This is a genomic window from Mycobacterium sp. SMC-4 (assembly GCF_050205565.1).
Classification (GTDB): Bacteria; Actinomycetota; Actinomycetes; order Mycobacteriales; family Mycobacteriaceae; genus Mycobacterium.
The window spans coordinates 184351-199740 of sequence record NZ_JBNMQU010000011.1 but is presented as its reverse complement, the minus strand read 5'-3'; the positions used below and the strand labels follow the sequence as shown (position 1 = coordinate 199740).

The window sequence follows — 15390 nt, the reverse complement described above, 5'->3', positions numbered from 1 at the left end:
CACACCCGATTCGGCACTCTGGAGCGATGGACACCGTGGAATATGCGCCTGCACGCAAGGCCGACGTGTTCGGCGATCCGGCCGATCCGGCGATCCTGGTGTGGCACGGCACGCAGACCGATGCCCGCGCCACCGTCGGCGGGCTGTGCGAGCTGCTGGCGCAGCGCGGATTCGGGGTGGTGGCCGCGGACTGGAACTCCCACGCCGACGACCGGGGACGCGCCGATCTGCTGGCCTCGGCCGAGTTCGCCCGCACCTGGTCGGCCGGTCCGGACGGTTTGGCGGTGGTCGGGTGGTCACTGGGCGCGGTGGCCGCGGCCGGACTGACCTTCAAAGCCGCCGACTACGGCGTGCCGATCACCCACACGGTGTGTCTGGCCGGGGCGTTCATGGTGCCCGACCCGATCTCCGGGGAGCCGCTGTCGACTCTGCTGGCGGCCGCACCGGTCGGCGGCGGATTCACTCTGCTGCACGGCACCGGCGACGATGTGGTGCCCGCCGAGGCGAGCCGCTCGTTCGGCGCCGACCTGCAACGCGCGGGCTGGCCGGTGAAGGTCGTGGAGTTGCCCACCGACCACGGCGCGATCGCCGGCGCCCGCTACGACGCCGCCGTCGACCGCTATTTCCCGGCGACCGACGAGCACACCCGCACGGTGGCCACCGACGTCGCCGACCAGATCCGCGACCACATCGCCGCGGCGCTGTCTTGACCGCCGAACTTGCATTCCACGCGCGTCAAACCTGCAGTTGACGCGCGTGGAATGCGAGTTCGGCGTTGGGTGCCGGGTACGTTCGGTGGAGTGGACCAACAGCAGGACAGAATCGACGCCAGCGCTCTGACCGGTGTATCGGAGACAGCGCTGCTGACGCTCAACGGCCGCGCATTCCAGGCCCGTCATCCGCAGGCCATCATCGACGACCCGATGGCGATCCGGCTGGTCGATGCCATCGACTTCGACTTCGACAAGTTCGGTCGCAAGGGCCAGGAGATGGCGCTGCGTTCGCTGGCCTTCGACCGCGCTGCCCGGCACTACCTGAGGGCCCATCCGCGCGCGACGGTCGTCGCGCTGGCCGAGGGATTCCAGACCAGCTTCTGGCGGCTCAGCGACAGCATCCCCGACCCCCAGTTTCGTTGGCTGACCGTTGATCTCGAGCCCGTCATCAGGCTGCGCGAGCGTCTGCTGCCCGCGTCGGACCGGATCACCACCCTGGCCCAGTCGGCGCTGGACTACAGCTGGATGGACCACGTCGACACCTCGGAGGGGGTGTTCATCACCGCCGAGGGTCTGCTGATGTACCTGCAGCCCGACGAGTCGATGAGCCTGATCAGCGCCTGCGCCGGCCGGTTCCCGGGCGCGCAGATGATCTTCGACCTGCCGCCGGTGCTGGTGAAGAAGATCGCCCCCAACGGCATGCGCTCGTCGGCGAGCTATCGGGTACCGCCGATGCCGTTCAGCCTGACCCCGGCGCAGCTGGCCGATCTGGCGCACACGATGCCCGGCGTCAACGCCGTGCACGACCTGCCGATGCCACGGGGACGGGGCTTCTTCTTCGAGAAGATCTTCCCCGCGTTCTGGCGGTTCAAGCCCACCAGGCAGATTCGCGGCGCCTACACGCTGCTGGAGTTCGGCACCGACGCGTCCTCGACGAACCGCGCGCGGTAGCCCGCGAGCCGCTGCGCGACCTCGCGCGGGTCCAGACCGACGTCGGCGGCGTCGTAGGTGACGCTGCCGTGTTTCCCGCGGGGATGGTCGCGGCGGAACGTCGCCATCGCGTCGCGGGCACGCTCCCCGAACGGCTGTCCCGCCAGGTCGTAGATCCGCGCGATGGTGCCTTCCTCGTCGGCCATGAAGTCGTCGAAGCGCACGTCGATGGACTGGTCGGCGGGCAACACGTCACGGTCACGGAGGCACCCGTTGAACAGGTCCTCGACGCGGCCCAGCCAGTACCGGCCGAGTTTCTCCGGGTCCGGGCGCGCCGAGGCCATGCGCGCGGCGTAGGCGATCATCGTGACCATCGACTGCGTCACCTCCACCGGGTCGCGGTGCGTGACAACGAACGTCGCGTCCGGGAACGTCTCGGCCAGCGCGGGGAACTGCTCGAGGTGCTGCGGAGACTTCAGGATCCAGCGGGTGCCGCCGCGCAACCACTGCAGTGCCTGCAGGCTGCGTTTGAGGTAGGCGTATGACGGCCGCTGGTCGTGCGCCTTGTAGTGCGCAGCGAAACTCGGTACGTGGTAGGTGGTTTCGAACAGCATCCCGGAGATGTCGTTGGCCAGCAGTTGGATTTCCTCGTGCGCGTGGTCGACGGTCATCTCGTGCATGCGTTTGAAGTCGGGCATCGACGCGTCGATGAGGTCCAGCCCGGCCGCGCAGCGCTCGCGGCGCGGCGCTTCGGTGTCCTCGTCGGCAGCGGGGAATGGTTCCAGGCTCTCCCAGTACGGCAGGTGCCGCAGATCCGGGTCCGCGGCGATCAGGTTGTGCAGGTGGGTGGTCCCCGTGCGGGGCAGTCCGCAGATGACGATCGGCCGCGTGACCGGCACGTTGGTGATCTCCGGGTGCGCGGCGATCAGCGCCTCCAGCCGCAACCGGTTGACCAGGTTGCCCACCAATTGTTCGAAGACCACCGCGACACCGACGTCGGACAGCCCGGCTTCGTCACGCAGCGCCGCGCACAGCACGTCGAGACGTTCCCGGAAACCGTTGTCACCCCAGTCGTCGAGGCCCGTGCGGGCACCGGCGGCGGCAAGCAGACCCGCCGGGGTGAGATCGAGGGTCTGGCCGTAGGCGGCCAAGGCTTCGCGCATCGGTTGTGCCGCAGGCGGATACACCGGATCCCGCAGATCGGTGAACCGCACCGGGGCCGGGCGCGTCACCGCGACACCTCGTCCAGCGCGACGACCGTGCACCGCGGACGCGCCGGTGTCTGGTCGGGCAGGAACCACCGCAGCCAGATCAGCCCGGTGGTGCGTCCCGCGGTGGACACCCAGTTCGGGTGTCCGGGGTCGCGATCGCTGATCACGATCCGCCACGACCCGTCGGGCTCGTAGGTGACCTGCGCCCCGTTGATCGTCACCCGTTCGTAGGTGTAGTCGTAGGTGTGCAGGAACGGATTCCACAGGCACAGGTTCCAGAACACGCACTCCGGCGAGGTGCCTTCGACGACGAGCGCCTGATCCGGTTGCAGCGCATAGGAACCCATGGCGTAGGCCGCGTCGGCGGCCGACCATCCGTAGGCGTGCTCGGGCACCGGGAACGGTTCGTGGATCTCGTTGGGCGGGTCGACGCGGGTGGGCAGGAACGACAGCTGTTCGCCGATCCAGGTGCGTGCGGCACGCAGCCGCCGGATCAGGTCGTCGGTGCTGTCGTGCCGGCGGGCGGGCGGGTCGACGGCCTCGATCTTCCACTGTGGCCGCCGATCGGTGCGCGGGTCCACCAGATAGTCGCGGGTCAGCGCGACGACGGCGTCGGCGTCCAACTTCAGCCAGGCACCCGGTTGCGGTGTCGGGCTCAGGTGGAACTCGAAGTTGCCGTCGGCGTCGAACTCCAGCGAGCGATCGTTCATCGTGCCCACGATGCGGTTGCTGTAGTGACCGTCGTCCGGTCCACCGTAGACGGTCATCGACAGGTACACCGCGTCGCCGCGGTTCCCGGTCACCCGGTAGGTGCGGGCCGGATCCACCGGCGCCAGTTGGTAATACGCATCCGAGTTGTCACCACCCCATTTCAGGTAGGGGCTGATGACGTCGACGAGGATCGGGTTGTCCTTGTCACCCCACACGTAGGCGTCGACGGCGACGCGCAGCAGGCTGAACGCCAGGCGGTAGCCGTCGAGCAGATCGGGTTCGGACAGCGGCGGATCGGCGTCGAGCAGTTTGCGTTCGACGGCGCGCAGTTCGTCGAGCAGCTCGCCGAAGGCCTGTGACAGTTCGCCTTTCGAGGTGTCTGCCATGGGATTCTCAGCTCTGCGCGGCCACGCGGGCACGTTCGCGCATCGAGGCGACCACTCCGCCGTCGTTGAGGATGTCGGTCCCGGTCAGGTAGCCGGCTTTGTCACCGGCGCAGAACGCGAACAGCTCGGCCATCTCCTCGGGTCGGCCCCAGCGCGGCACCGCGGCGTCGGTGACCATCGCGCCGGCGCCGGCCTGCCCCTCGAGCCGGCCCATCTCGGTGTCGATGGAACCCGGTGAGACCGACAGGATGCGCAGCGATCTGGTGTTGAACCGTTCGGCCTGAGCGCTGCTGTACCACTTCACGAACGCCTTGCTGAACGCGTAGGCGATGCCCGACCGCATCTCGTCGGGCACGATCTCGCACGCTGTGAGCATCTCGGCCAGGAACACCGCGTCGTCGTCGAGAGCGAGCGCGAACTTCGGCGTCGGGATCATCTCCTCGGGCACCAGATGGGCGGCCATCGAGGCCACGTTGACGATGGCGCTTCCCGGTTCCGCGCGGCTCAAGAATGCCTCGTTGACGTAGAGGGTGCCGAGTGCGTTGGTGCGCATCACGTAGTCGGCGTCACCCATGCTGGGGCTGACCCCGGCGGTGTGGATGACGGCGCGCACCGTGCCCAGAGCGGCTGCGCAGTCGAGCATCTCGTCGACAGCCGTGCGGTCGGTGACGTCGCAGTGCACGGTCGTCGCGGTGATCCCCGCGTCGGCGAGTTCCGCCGCGGCGGTGTCGAGGCGTTCTTTGCGGACGTCGGCCAGCACCACGCTGTGGTCGCGTCCGACGACTCGGGCCGTCGCGACACCCATGCCGCCGGCGCCTCCGGTGATCACCGTCACGTTCTGCATACCGAGACGGTATACCGAACCGGTTACCGGAGGGTCGTTCAGGTTCGCGCGGCGGCGCGGCGCGTCGCCGCGGCCAGCCCGGTGGCGCCGGCCAGTGCGGCCAGCGCGACGCCGGCCGCGCGGCGCCCCGGCTTGCGCAGTCCGCCGTCGATGACGGCGGCGTCGGGGACCGGCTCGAAGATGCTGCCGTCGCTTGTCCCGACCCACTCGGCACGCCGGAAGTAGATGTCCATCAATCGGGCCATCGCGCGGGTCATCGCGGCCGGAGCCACGACATGGGTGGCGCGGGTCAGCACTGCACTGACCCCGATCGTGGTGGTGGGTTTGGGCTTGTCGGCGAGCCGCACGATCGCGGCGGCGACACGGCGGGCGTCGAGCACCGGTGGCGGAGCGCTGATCCGGCGTCCGACGTAGTTGGCGCCGTGGCGCAGACCCGGGGTGTCGACGAAGCCGGGGTAGACGTCGCAGATGTGGATGTGCGGGTGGGCGGCGAGTTCAGCGCGCAGCGCTTCGGCGAAGCCCCGCAGCCCGAACTTCGCGGCGCTGTACGCGGCGGCGAACGGTGCTGCGGCGAAACCGCCCAGCGAGATCATGTTGATGAACACGCCGTGTCCCTGCTCGATGAAGATCGGCACCGCGGCGTGAGCGTCGTTCATGTGGCCCAGCAGGCTCGACTCGACCACCCGGTGGTGGGCGGCGATCGGCGTGTCCAGGTAGCGCCCGACCGCGCCGACACCGACGTTGGAGAACCAGACGTCGACGCCGCCGAGTTCGGTGACGGCGCGCTGCGCCAACTCCTGCACGGCACCGGAGTCGGTGACGTCGGTCGGTACCGCCGTGGCCCGCCCGCCGGCGGCGCGGCAGGCGTCGGCGACCTGCTCGAGCGCCTCGGCGTTGCGGGCGGCCAGCATCAGATGCGCGCCGTGGGCAGCGAACAGCTCGGCGGTGGCCTGGCCGATGCCGCTGGAGGCGCCGGTGATGACGACGCGCAGAGGACCGCCGGAGTTGCTCATCCCTCGACCAGCTGTTTCAGGCGATCGAGTGTCTGGTTCATGATGCGGCCGACCTGGTTGGCCGCGACCCGGTCTGCGATCAGTCCCAGGAGACCGCCGGGGGCTTCGTAGGACAGCCGGAACGTCACCTTCGTCCGCCCGTCATCGGTGGGGCGCAGGCGGAACCGGCCTCGCAGGGTGACCCCGGTGATGCCCACCCAGGCCAGGTCGCGGGCCTCGTCGAATTCCACCACTTCGACGACGCCGCCGATCGGAACCGACCCGACCTTCCAGTGCACGGTGTAGCGCGACCCGATCCCGGCCTCGTCTTCGGTGACGATCTCCCAGCGCTCCAGGCTGGCCATGAACTCCGGATAGCACCCCGGATCGCTGACGTGCTTCCACACGGCGTCGGGGTCGGCGTCGATGACGACGTTGCGTTGCAGCCTCATCCGAGCACCGGGAATCGACGTTCGGCGGCGAGTCGGTCGACGGCGGCCTGCAGTACGCCCTCCACCTTGTCGTGGACGACGTCGTCGTCACCGGCGTCGATCTCCTCGGCGGAGATCGGCTCCTGCGCTTCGACGACGATCTTCGACGGCAGCGGGAGGTGCCCGGCCAGATCGCTGATCACCAGGCCCCACGGCGGGGCGATCGCGATCGGAACGCTCTTGAGCCGAAGCAGCTTGTCGACACCGAGCAGCTTGGCCAGACCCTGCCCGCGGCTGAGGAAGAACACACTCTCCTGGCCGCCGACACTGGCGATCGGGACGATCGGCACCCCGGCCTCGCGGGCCAGGCGCACGTAGCCCTTGCGTCCCCCGAAGTCGACTTTGTTGCGTTCCCAGAAGGGACGGAACACCTCGTAGTCGCCGCCCGGATAGACCAGCAGCGCGGCCCCGGACTCGAGCGCCAGGCGGGCGTTCTCGGGGTTGGCGGCGACGGTGCCGAACTTGCGCAGCGACGCCAGCGGCGGCGCGGAGACGACGAGGTTGTGGGCGAGTTGGTAGAACGGCCGTTCGACACCGAAGTACGAGCAGAACGCCAGCGTGAACACGAAGGTGTCCGGCGGAACGTTGCCGCCGCTGTGGTTGCCGACGAGCAGAACGGGACCTTCGGCCGGGATCCGGTCCAGGCCGCGGACGTCGGCGCGGAAGTACAGCGAGGCCAGCAGCCACAGGCCCGGTAGTTGCTCGCGGATGTAGTCGGCGTCGCGTTGGTCGAGGTTTGCTTTGGGTACGCGGGCGGCCACCTGGTGTTTGACCCACTCCAGCGCGTCGTCGATGCCCGCCATGCAGGGCTTTATTGACAGCCTTCCGGTTGGGCAAACCTGTCGGCCGCACGCCCAGATCGTTGGCCGCGGCGCTGTTGGAGTTGCTCGCGGCAGGCAAATGAGGACGGAGGCTTTCAGTTCTCCCCGCGTGGCGGCTGCCACATGTACCGTGAGCAAACAACGGAAGATGCGTCGTGTCGTAGGCGCAACGTTTCTCAGGAGAAACGGCTAATGCACTGGATCAGCAGGTGGTGGCGCCAGCCCGACCACTTCGATTGGCTCAGTGGCTATCTGCAGGCGCGTGGTATGGCTCGGCCGATGCGCCGGATGATGGCGGTGGTCGCTGCGTCCTTGACCCTGGTGCCGATCAACGCGCTGTGGGGTCCGGCCTCGGTGGACAACTGGTTCACCGTCGCCCTCGCACTGGTGGCGGCCGCGGCCGGTCTCACGTTGGCGGCGCTGTGGACGAAGCGCTGGCCCAATCGGCTGGAGTCGATCATCTTCGCCGCCATCGGCAGCATCACGATCACGGTGGGTTGCCTGTGGCAGGCCGAGCCGCTGATCGGGCTGATGTCCTGCACCGCACTTGCGGTGTCGGGCGGCTATATCGCGTTCTTCCACACCCCGCGCTACATGCTGGTGAACTTCGTGGTGGCGGTGGCCGCCGGGTCCTGGCTGGCCTACCGGGTGGCGGAGACCGGTGGTGCGGTCCTGGCGCTCACGGGCTTCTTCCTGGTGCTCGAACTCAACATCGGGGTGCCGTTCGCGATTCAGGTCGTGGTGCGCGCGTTGGGGACCGACCTGCTGCGCTCGGACCGGGATCCCCTGACCGGGCTGTTGAATCGGCGAGCCTTCACCGACGCGGTCGTGGGTCGATTGCTGGCACACGGCGGCAGGTCTTACCTGGCCGTGGCGCTGCTGGATCTTGACCGGTTCAAGTCGATCAACGACGTGTACGGCCACGCCGGCGGCGACGAAGCGTTGGTGGAGGTCGCCGCCGCGTTGACCTCAGCGTGTCCGGAGACCGCGCTGGTGTGCCGGATGGGCGGCGAGGAGTTCTTGGTCGCCGACATCGTGAAGACCGAGGAGCCCACCCTCTGGGCGCAGCGGCTGTGTGCCGCCGTGGAGTCAATCTCCTACAGCGTGACGGCCAGCGTCGGGACCGCGACGGCGGCGCTGCACAACGTCAGCGTCGACGACGCCCAGCAGACGTTCCACCGGCTGGTCCGCGAAGCGGACATCGCCATGTACTCGGCCAAGCGGCGCGGCGGAAATCGGGTCCAGCACGCGAGTAGTGAAGCGGCCTGAGTCGACGCGCCGGTAACCGCCTGCCGCCAAACCCGGTGTTTTTCAATCGTTACGAAGGTTTGTCCCATTTGCCACATGGGTAACTCCAGTCACAGGTTCGGCGAGCGTACGCCGTGCTCACACCCAGAAAAGAGTCGAATGGATCCCCACCATGAACACAGTCCTCTACTTCAGCACCAACGGCGCCGTCTATGAGACCCGGGCCTACACCAAGGCCGACATCGACACCCTGATCGCCGACCAGTCGCTGCAGTCCCTGACCAGCGGTGACCGGCAGTTCGATTTCTGGTTCAGCCCCACCACCGCCCGGTGCCAGCGGCGGATCAACCGGCGCGCCACCGAACTCCTGCTCGCCACAACCACTTTCACCCCCAAGGACGTTCCGCTGCTGCGCGGCTGCGTCGTCATCGCCACCCACGACGAGGACGGCGACCTCGACGGGCTCAGCTGGCAGCAGCTCGACCTGCTCATCGAGCGCAGCCGTTCGCTGACCGCCCGCGACCAGCGTGCCCTGACCCGCCGGATCAACCGCGAGGACGCCCGCACCCGGCGCACGGTTGAGCGGGTGGCCGCCGCCCCGGTCAGCTGCGCCCGTCCGCGCACTCCCGTCCGGCACTGACCCTCACCCCGCCGCGGCCGTTACGTACGGTCGAACGGTGGACTTCGACGAATACCGTGCACACGACGCCGTCGGTCTGGCCGAGCTGGTCGCCGACAAAGCGGTGACCGCCGCCGAACTGCTCGAGCTGGCCCGGCAGCGGGCCGCGACGGTCAATCCCCGCCTCAACGCGATCGTGCGCGACGTACCCGCCGATCCCGAGGCGCCCCGCTCGGGCCCGTTCGCCGGGGTGCCGTTCCTGATCAAGGATCTCGCCCAGGATTACGCGGGCCTGCCCACATCGGCCGGATCGCGTGCGCTGGCGTCGTTGCCTGCCCCCGAGCACGCGACCGTCGTGCAGCGCTGGCTCGACGCCGGGCTGGTGATCTTCGGCAAGACCAACACACCGGAGTTCGGCGCCAAGGGCATCACCGAACCCGAGTTGTGGGGTGCCACGCACAACCCGTGGGACCTCACCCGCTCCCCCGGCGGCTCGTCGGGCGGGTCGGCCGCGGCCGTCGCCGCCGGCATCGTGCCGTGCGCCGGCGCCAACGACGGCGGTGGATCGATCCGCATCCCCGCAGCCTGTTGCGGTCTGGTGGGCCTCAAACCCGGTCGCGGGCTCACCCCGTCGGGACCGGCGGTCGGCGAGTCGATGCACGGTGCGGCCGTGCAGGGCGTCGTCTCCCGCACGGTCCGCGACACCGCGGCGATGCTCGACGTCCTCCGTGGCGGTGAACCCGGCGGACCGTATGAGCCGGGCATGCCGGCATCGACGTTCGCCGGATGCGTCGGCGCATCTCCGGGTCGGCTGCGCATCGGTGTGCGGGTCCCGTCGGCGATCAACCCGAACCCGCATCCCGAGGCCCGCGCCGCGGTGGACAGGACCGTCGCGGCGCTGACCGACCTGGGCCACGACGTCGAGGAGCTGACGACGGCCCCGTTCGACGACGCCGCGTTGGCCCGCGACTTCCTGCTGACCTGGTTCGTCTACACCGCTTGGGAACTCGCCGACGCCAAACGACGCAGCGGCGCCGGTGACGACGCGTTCGAACGCGACACCGTCCTGCTGGCCGCGCTGGGACGCGCCACCAGCAGCGTCGACTACGTCGACGCCGTGCAGCGACGCCACCACCACACCCGTCGTCTGACCACGTTCTTCGAGTCCTATGACCTGCTGCTGACGCCGGCGCTGGCCACCCCGCCGCCCCGGCTCGGCGAGTTCGACCTGCCGATCCTGCTGCAGCGCGGCTCCGATGTGCTGATCAAGACCCGCACCGCGGGCCTGTTGCGGTACACGAAGCTCGTCGACGACATCATCGACAAGAACCTCAACTGGGTGCCGTACACCCAGTTGGCGAATCTCACTGGGCGCCCGGCCATTTCGCTGCCCCTGCATTGGACCGCCGACGGCTTGCCGCTCGGTGTGCAGTTCGTCGCGCCCCTGGCCGGAGAATCCGTGCTGATCCGACTGGCTGCCCAGCTCGAAGAGGCCCTGCCCTGGGCGGACCGGTTTCCGCCGATCTGAGCGCGACCCGCTGTCAGATCGCCCACCATTTGTTGCCGGGACATGACCCGGCCGAGTCGCGTGGGTAACCTGGCCGGTGGGCCCGGTGATCGACCGGGGTCGGCGGACGAGGGAGCAGTACCCGCACAAGCCAAGACTGCCTTTTACGGAGGTGTTGTCGTGGCGTGGCTGGTTCTCGTCGGTTCCGGTCTGTTGGAAGCGGTGTGGGCGATCGCCCTGGGGGCGTCCCGCAGTTTCCGTCGGCTGATCCCCACGCTGGTCTTCGCGCTCGCGATGCCCGCGAGCATGGCCGGTCTGGCGTTGGCGATGAATTCCCTGCCGACCGGCACCGCGTACGCCGTGTGGGTCGGCGTCGGGGCGTCGGTGACGGTGCTGTGGGCCATGCTCACCCGCCAGGAGTCGGCGTCGGTGCCGCGTGTCGCGTTGCTGGCACTGCTCATCGCGTCGGTGGTCGGCCTCAAGGTGGTGAGCTAGCCATGGCGTGGCTCGTCCTGATCGTCAGCGCGGTCTTCGAAGCGGTCTGGGCCACCGCGCTGGGCCAGAGCGACATGTTCTCCGAACCGGTGCCGACCGTCGTGTTCGCAGTGGCCGCGGTCGCCAGCTTCGCCGGCCTGGGCATTGCGGCCCGGTCCATTCCGATCGGGACGGCCTATGCGGTGTGGACCGGGATCGGTGCGGCGCTGACCGTCGGCTACGCGATGGCCACCGGCGAAGAGTCGGTGTCGTTGGCCAAACTCGTGTTCCTGACGGGCATCATCGTTGCCGTCGCGGGACTGCGCATGATGTCCCGCCGTAACGGCGCCGACATCGCCCCCGAGGAATCCCGGCGGTTCGCCCACACCGCGAAGTGACGTGACGTGGTTACTGTCAGCCGCCTCCGGGTAAGGACTCAACCATGACATCATCCAACGAGAATGTAACGCCCGAGCCCCCGTCGCAGGAGGAGGAGGTGCTGGCTCCGGCCACTCCCGGCGCTGAAGGCCTGCCCCTTCCCGACGACGCGGTGGAGAAGCCCTCGGAGACCTGACCTCCGGCACGAACACTCACCCGGGCCCGGATGCAGCAGCTGCTGTAGCCGGGCTCGGTTGTGCGGGGCGCACAATCACGGCGCCTCTGATTGTCGCTTCTGCGCAAGCCCGTGGGCGGTCGTCTGCGCGACCATGAAGGAGCGCTGCTTGCGCCGCCGTCCTCCGGTGTGCGCGCGAGCACCCCTTGGACCTGTCCGCCGGTACGCCTTGGGCGACCGGACGGCTCCGACGGAGGAGAGGAGACCACCGTGCGCTCCCACGGAGCGAGAGATCAGCACGCGGCCGCTCGGCAACCGCGTGAGACCGCCGAGGTGACGACGTTCGAGCTGGGTTGGCCGCGGTGGCCCGCCGTGGTCCGGTTGCGGGGTCGCGATCCCCTGGTGCGCCGCATCGACCGAATCGAAGCTGTCGTGATGACGGTGATCGTCGCGCTGGCACTGTGTGCCCTGCCGGTCATCGGCGCCATCGGCACGGCCGTCTACGACGCGCGTCAGGACCGTTATGCGCAGGAGACCGACACGGTCTCGCAGATCGAAGCCACCGTGACCGCGGCGCCGGAACGCACCACCCTGCCTCCGCGTACCTCGGTGGTGACCGTGCCGGTGGCGTGGACCGTCGGCGGCTACGAGCATTCCGGCGAGGTACAGGTGTCCTCGGCGACCGCGCCGGGCGACGTGGTGCCGGTGTGGGTCGACGAGAACGGCGAACAGACGAAGGCACCGGGATCGACCCCGCACGCGGCCGTGGAAGGCGTCACCATCGCCGCGGTACTCATCGGGCTGACGCTCGCCGTTGCCGTGGCCGCGTCCGTGGCCACCCGTCTGGTGTGTAACCGGCTGCGCTTCGCCCGTTGGGACCACGGGCTGCGCTCGCTCGACACCGCCGGCAAGTGAGGGCGAGTACGCGCGGTGACGTCCGTTGTCACACCCGTCCTTTGAGGATCTGGTGCCAGTACGTCTGAGGCAGCACGTAGCGGTCGAACAACCACGCCGAGCGACGCGGCTTGGTGGAATCGATGAACGACGGCAGCGACGAGGCGAGTGTCCCGGAGCGGTCGAACTCGCCGGCGATGAGGTGCCGCCCGTCGGTGGCCACCGGAGCGACGGTGTAGCCGTCGTAGCCGGTCAGCTCGTGACCGCTGCGTGCTGCCAGCAGGTTGTCGGTCAGGACGGACACCTGGCGCCGCAGCGCCCCGCCGGAGGGATCGGTGTCGACCGCGGCCCCGTCTCCGGCCGCCCAGATGTTGCCGTGGGTGCGGTGACGCAGCGTCGTCGCGTCGATGTCGACCAGCCCGTACGGATCGGTGCCGGCCAGTCCGGAGTCGGCCACCCAGCCCGGCCCACGGAACGGCGGCACCAGGTGCAGCAGGTCGAAGCCCAACTGCTCGCGGGTGGCACCGCCCACCACCGTCACCGACTGCCCCTCCGGATCGACCGCCGCGACACGCGTCGCGGGCAGCACGCGAACCCCGATGTGCTGCAATGCTTCTGCGAGTCTCGCATCGAGGTCCGGCACACCCAGCAGCCGCGGCCGGTCGATCACGAGCGTCAGGTCCAGACTTGCCAGGCACCCGGCCCGGCGCCAGTGGTCGGCGGCCAGGAACAGCGGCTTGAGCGTCGTGCCCGTGCAGCTCACCGGGGCGCGGGGCACGGTGAACACCGCGCGCCCACCGGGCGGCAACCGTTGCACCAGCTTCCACGTCTTCTGCGCATGGTCGAGGTAGTTGCTCGCCACGGCAGGAGCGGCGATGGCGGCTCTGATGCCGGGGAGTTCGTCCTCGTCGGGAACCAGACCGGTCCCGACGATCAGGTCGGTGTAGCGGTAGCTGCGCCCCGAAGCGCACCGCACCGTCGACTGCTCGGGTTCCACGGCCACCGCCCGGTCCTGGATCCAGGTGCATCCGCGCGGGGTGACCGACCGCTGCGTGCGCTGTGCGGTGTACAGCTCGGCCTGTCCGCCGCCGACGTAGGACAACAGGGGCCGGTACGTGTGGACGCTCTGCGGTTCGATGACCGCGATGTCGTGCACGCCTTTGCGGATCAGCCGGGCCGCGGCGGACAGACCCGCATTGCCTCCGCCGAGGACGAGAATGTCAAAGTGGCGGTCGGCGTGAGACATTCCTTGGCGTTACCCCGGCAGGTGACCGGGTAACCGAGACCGAACTGACGAACACGTGACGGGATGGGTATGACGAACGGCAATGGGCCGGTGGGACGGGTGTCGGTGTTGCGCCGGTACCCGGTCAAGTCGATGTTGGGTGAACGGTGCGCGTCGTTGGACGTGGGCCCGATGGGCGTGGTCGGCGACCGGCGTTACGCGTTGATCGACGACGAGTCGGGCCGGGTCGCGACCGCGAAGAACCCGCGGCTGTGGCGACGGCTGCTGGAGTGCACCGCCACCACGGGTGACGGCGGCGTCGTGGTGACGCTGCCGGACGGCAGCTCCGTGCCGGTCACCGAAGCGGCATCTGCACTGACGGATCTGCTCGGCCGCACCGTGCACATGGCCGACGAGCGCTCTGCCGGGGCGGTGCTCGAACGCCCGGATCCCGACGACGTGCTCGCTCAGGGCTTGGATGCCGAAACCGAGATCGTGCTGCTCGAACTCGCACAGGGCGCGCCGGGCGGCGCGTTCGTCGACCATTCCGCGGTGCACCTGATCGCCACGTCCACGCTCGACGCCATTGGCTTCGACCTCGAGGAGTCGGTGCGCTACCGCCCCAACATCGTGATCGAAACCGTAGACGGCACACCGCCTTTCGTGGAGAACGACTGGGTGGGCACCACGGTGCACCTGGGCGAGGTGGTGCTGCGCGGCGCGCTTCCGACCCCGCGCTGCTCGGTGCCCACTCTCGAGCACGGCGACCTGCCCCGCTCCCCGCACTCGGTGCGGTATCCGCAGGAGCACAACCGTGTGCAGGCCGGTGAGTTCGGCGTGGGGCCGTGCGCGGGCCTGTACGCCGAGGTGGTCACCGGCGGAACCATCCGCGAGGGGGATACCGTCCGGATCGGCGAACCCGCCTCAGCCGATGAAGTCGCGTAGGGCTTGGGCCATCGCCTCCGGTTGATCCTCGGGGATCAGCGTCCAGGAGTCGTCGACGATCACTGTCCGCGCGTCCGGGAACAACGCGGCGAGGCGGTCCGCGTGTTCCAGCGGCATCATGCGGTCCTCGCGCGCCCACACGATGAGTACCGGGCGGTCGAAAGCCGGCAACTGCTGCGACATTTCGAGTAGTCGGCGACGCGGCGGGGATCCGGTGCAGAATTTCACCAGGTCCCGCCGGATCGCGGCGTTTTCGACGGCGGGGCGGAACCACTCGTCGAAGAGTGCGTCGGGCAGTCCGGTCTTGGCGAGTCCCCCGTAGGCCTGCCGACTGTGGCGCATGAACCGGGTGCCGAGCATCCGGCTGAGGACCCAACCGCCGCCGGGAAGTCGGCACAGCGCCATCGCCGGTCGGGCCGGTTTGGGCGGGAAGTTGTCGAAGGCTTCGCAGGAGGCGAGCACCAGACGCGCGATCCGTTTGTCGCGACCCTCGCTGATGACGAATTGCCCTCCGCCCCAGTCGTTGAGCACCAATGTGATGTCGTCGAGGTCGAGGGCGTCGAGGAAGTCGGCGACGATGTTGGCCATCCCGGTCTGCGTCAGGTCGGCGTCGGCGGTCATGGGCGTGGTGTGGGCACCCATGGGCAGGGTCGGGGTGATGCAGCGGTACCCGGGCAGCAACGGGATGACTTTGCGCCACTGTCGGCCGTCCATGAGCAATCCGTGGCCGAAGACCAGCACTGGTCCGTCGCCCCCGGTGTCTCCGTACGCGATGGGGCCGGCCGAGGTGCGCGCAGTGGGCACGTCCCCACCTCCTAGATAGATC

18 protein-coding genes and 1 riboswitch are annotated in these 15390 nt (G+C 69.1%); of the genes, 10 read left to right on the top strand and 8 right to left on the bottom strand.

The genetic code is table 11. The features are described 5' to 3' along the window. Window positions 1-26: 26 nt before the first annotated feature. Both ACQI46_RS19890 and ACQI46_RS19885 read left to right on the top strand, forming a co-directional pair. On the top strand, window positions 27-710 hold the full coding sequence (locus ACQI46_RS19890; protein WP_427095758.1) for an alpha/beta hydrolase family protein: 684 nt from the start codon (window positions 27-29) through the stop codon (window positions 708-710). A 90-nt stretch (window positions 711-800) separates the two neighbouring features. Beyond that, a complete protein-coding gene (locus ACQI46_RS19885) occupies window positions 801-1664 on the top strand; it encodes a class I SAM-dependent methyltransferase (protein ID WP_427095757.1) in 864 nt (287 codons plus the stop codon). On the opposite strand, the gene ACQI46_RS19880 is transcribed toward ACQI46_RS19885, so the two are convergent. From ACQI46_RS19880 to ACQI46_RS19855, 6 genes are read right to left on the bottom strand one after another with little or no spacing between them, the layout of a single operon-like run. Then, window positions 1610-2875, bottom strand: a complete 1266-nt coding sequence (locus tag ACQI46_RS19880; RefSeq protein ID WP_427095756.1) for a sulfotransferase family protein — start codon at window positions 2873-2875, stop codon at window positions 1610-1612. The two genes, ACQI46_RS19885 and ACQI46_RS19880, sit on opposite strands and share 55 nt — an antisense overlap. Beyond that, window positions 2872-3951, bottom strand: a complete 1080-nt coding sequence (locus tag ACQI46_RS19875; RefSeq protein ID WP_427095755.1) for a DUF1214 domain-containing protein — start codon at window positions 3949-3951, stop codon at window positions 2872-2874. Before ACQI46_RS19875 ends, ACQI46_RS19880 begins: the two co-directional genes overlap by 4 nt. Window positions 3952-3958: 7 nt before the next feature. Continuing rightward, window positions 3959-4795 (bottom strand): SDR family oxidoreductase, encoded by an 837-nt coding sequence (locus ACQI46_RS19870; RefSeq protein ID WP_427095754.1) that lies wholly within the window; start codon window positions 4793-4795, stop codon window positions 3959-3961. A 38-nt stretch (window positions 4796-4833) separates the two neighbouring features. Then, window positions 4834-5808 carry an SDR family oxidoreductase gene (locus ACQI46_RS19865; protein WP_427095753.1) on the bottom strand — a complete coding sequence of 325 codons (975 nt, stop codon included), beginning with the start codon at window positions 5806-5808 and terminating at the stop codon, window positions 4834-4836. Then, window positions 5805-6239: an SRPBCC family protein gene (locus tag ACQI46_RS19860; RefSeq protein ID WP_427095752.1), complete on the bottom strand. Its 435-nt coding sequence runs from the start codon at window positions 6237-6239 to the stop codon at window positions 5805-5807. The genes ACQI46_RS19865 and ACQI46_RS19860 overlap by 4 nt, the downstream gene beginning before the upstream one ends. Beyond that, window positions 6236-7081, bottom strand: coding sequence for a lysophospholipid acyltransferase family protein (locus ACQI46_RS19855; RefSeq protein ID WP_427095751.1), 846 nt, complete (start codon window positions 7079-7081; stop codon window positions 6236-6238). The genes ACQI46_RS19860 and ACQI46_RS19855 overlap by 4 nt, the downstream gene beginning before the upstream one ends. Before the next feature lie 210 nt (window positions 7082-7291). Here ACQI46_RS19855 and ACQI46_RS19850 point away from each other — a divergent pair, with 210 nt between their 5' ends. The 7 genes from ACQI46_RS19850 to ACQI46_RS19820 all read left to right on the top strand — a co-directional run bounded on the left by ACQI46_RS19850 (window position 7292) and on the right by ACQI46_RS19820 (window position 12415). Then, window positions 7292-8368 (top strand): GGDEF domain-containing protein, encoded by a 1077-nt coding sequence (locus tag ACQI46_RS19850; RefSeq protein ID WP_427095750.1) that lies wholly within the window; start codon window positions 7292-7294, stop codon window positions 8366-8368. Window positions 8369-8519: 151 nt separating this feature from the next. Next, window positions 8520-8987, top strand: coding sequence for a hypothetical protein (locus ACQI46_RS19845; protein WP_427095749.1), 468 nt, complete (start codon window positions 8520-8522; stop codon window positions 8985-8987). Between the two features lie 37 nt (window positions 8988-9024). Continuing rightward, on the top strand, window positions 9025-10494 hold the full coding sequence (locus ACQI46_RS19840; protein ID WP_427095748.1) for an amidase: 1470 nt from the start codon (window positions 9025-9027) through the stop codon (window positions 10492-10494). 76 nt (window positions 10495-10570) lie between these two features. Continuing rightward, a riboswitch (guanidine-III (ykkC-III) riboswitch) is annotated at window positions 10571-10639 on the top strand. Between the two features lie 14 nt (window positions 10640-10653). Next, window positions 10654-10968: a DMT family transporter gene (locus tag ACQI46_RS19835; protein ID WP_427095747.1), complete on the top strand. Its 315-nt coding sequence runs from the start codon at window positions 10654-10656 to the stop codon at window positions 10966-10968. Window positions 10969-10970: 2 nt separating this feature from the next. Beyond that, window positions 10971-11345: a DMT family transporter gene (locus ACQI46_RS19830; protein WP_427095746.1), complete on the top strand. Its 375-nt coding sequence runs from the start codon at window positions 10971-10973 to the stop codon at window positions 11343-11345. 44 nt (window positions 11346-11389) lie between these two features. Continuing rightward, window positions 11390-11521 carry a hypothetical protein gene (locus ACQI46_RS19825; protein WP_427095745.1) on the top strand — a complete coding sequence of 44 codons (132 nt, stop codon included), beginning with the start codon at window positions 11390-11392 and terminating at the stop codon, window positions 11519-11521. 249 nt (window positions 11522-11770) lie between these two features. After that, entirely contained in the window at window positions 11771-12415 is a 645-nt protein-coding gene (locus ACQI46_RS19820) for an Rv1733c family protein (protein ID WP_427095744.1), read from the top strand. A gap of 28 nt (window positions 12416-12443) precedes the next feature. Here the strand turns inward: ACQI46_RS19820 and ACQI46_RS19815 are convergent, their stop codons facing one another. After that, window positions 12444-13640, bottom strand: a complete 1197-nt coding sequence (locus ACQI46_RS19815; RefSeq protein ID WP_427095743.1) for an NAD(P)/FAD-dependent oxidoreductase — start codon at window positions 13638-13640, stop codon at window positions 12444-12446. A gap of 69 nt (window positions 13641-13709) precedes the next feature. Here ACQI46_RS19815 and ACQI46_RS19810 point away from each other — a divergent pair, with 69 nt between their 5' ends. Next, a complete protein-coding gene (locus tag ACQI46_RS19810) occupies window positions 13710-14564 on the top strand; it encodes an MOSC domain-containing protein (RefSeq protein WP_427095742.1) in 855 nt (284 codons plus the stop codon). Here ACQI46_RS19810 and ACQI46_RS19805 read toward each other — a convergent pair. Next, window positions 14544-15368: an alpha/beta fold hydrolase gene (locus ACQI46_RS19805; RefSeq protein WP_427095741.1), complete on the bottom strand. Its 825-nt coding sequence runs from the start codon at window positions 15366-15368 to the stop codon at window positions 14544-14546. The two genes, ACQI46_RS19810 and ACQI46_RS19805, sit on opposite strands and share 21 nt — an antisense overlap. Window positions 15369-15390 lie beyond the last annotated feature (22 nt).

Excerpts from the sequence above, each read along its gene's own strand:
- ACQI46_RS19855 (WP_427095751.1), bottom strand. The coding sequence starts at position 7,081 with ATGGCGGGCATCGACGACGCGCTGGAGTGGGTCAAACACCAGGTGGCC.
- ACQI46_RS19845 (WP_427095749.1), top strand. The coding sequence starts at position 8,520 with ATGAACACAGTCCTCTACTTCAGCACCAACGGCGCCGTCTATGAGACC.
- ACQI46_RS19815 (WP_427095743.1), bottom strand. The coding sequence starts at position 13,640 with ATGTCTCACGCCGACCGCCACTTTGACATTCTCGTCCTCGGCGGAGGC.
- ACQI46_RS19890 (WP_427095758.1), top strand. The coding sequence starts at position 27 with ATGGACACCGTGGAATATGCGCCTGCACGCAAGGCCGACGTGTTCGGC.
- ACQI46_RS19850 (WP_427095750.1), top strand. The coding sequence starts at position 7,292 with ATGCACTGGATCAGCAGGTGGTGGCGCCAGCCCGACCACTTCGATTGG.
- ACQI46_RS19860 (WP_427095752.1), bottom strand. The coding sequence starts at position 6,239 with ATGAGGCTGCAACGCAACGTCGTCATCGACGCCGACCCCGACGCCGTG.
- ACQI46_RS19825 (WP_427095745.1), top strand. The coding sequence starts at position 11,390 with ATGACATCATCCAACGAGAATGTAACGCCCGAGCCCCCGTCGCAGGAG.
- ACQI46_RS19830 (WP_427095746.1), top strand. The coding sequence starts at position 10,971 with ATGGCGTGGCTCGTCCTGATCGTCAGCGCGGTCTTCGAAGCGGTCTGG.
- ACQI46_RS19865 (WP_427095753.1), bottom strand. The coding sequence starts at position 5,808 with ATGAGCAACTCCGGCGGTCCTCTGCGCGTCGTCATCACCGGCGCCTCC.
- ACQI46_RS19810 (WP_427095742.1), top strand. The coding sequence starts at position 13,710 with ATGACGAACGGCAATGGGCCGGTGGGACGGGTGTCGGTGTTGCGCCGG.
- ACQI46_RS19875 (WP_427095755.1), bottom strand. The coding sequence starts at position 3,951 with ATGGCAGACACCTCGAAAGGCGAACTGTCACAGGCCTTCGGCGAGCTG.
- ACQI46_RS19870 (WP_427095754.1), bottom strand. The coding sequence starts at position 4,795 with ATGCAGAACGTGACGGTGATCACCGGAGGCGCCGGCGGCATGGGTGTC.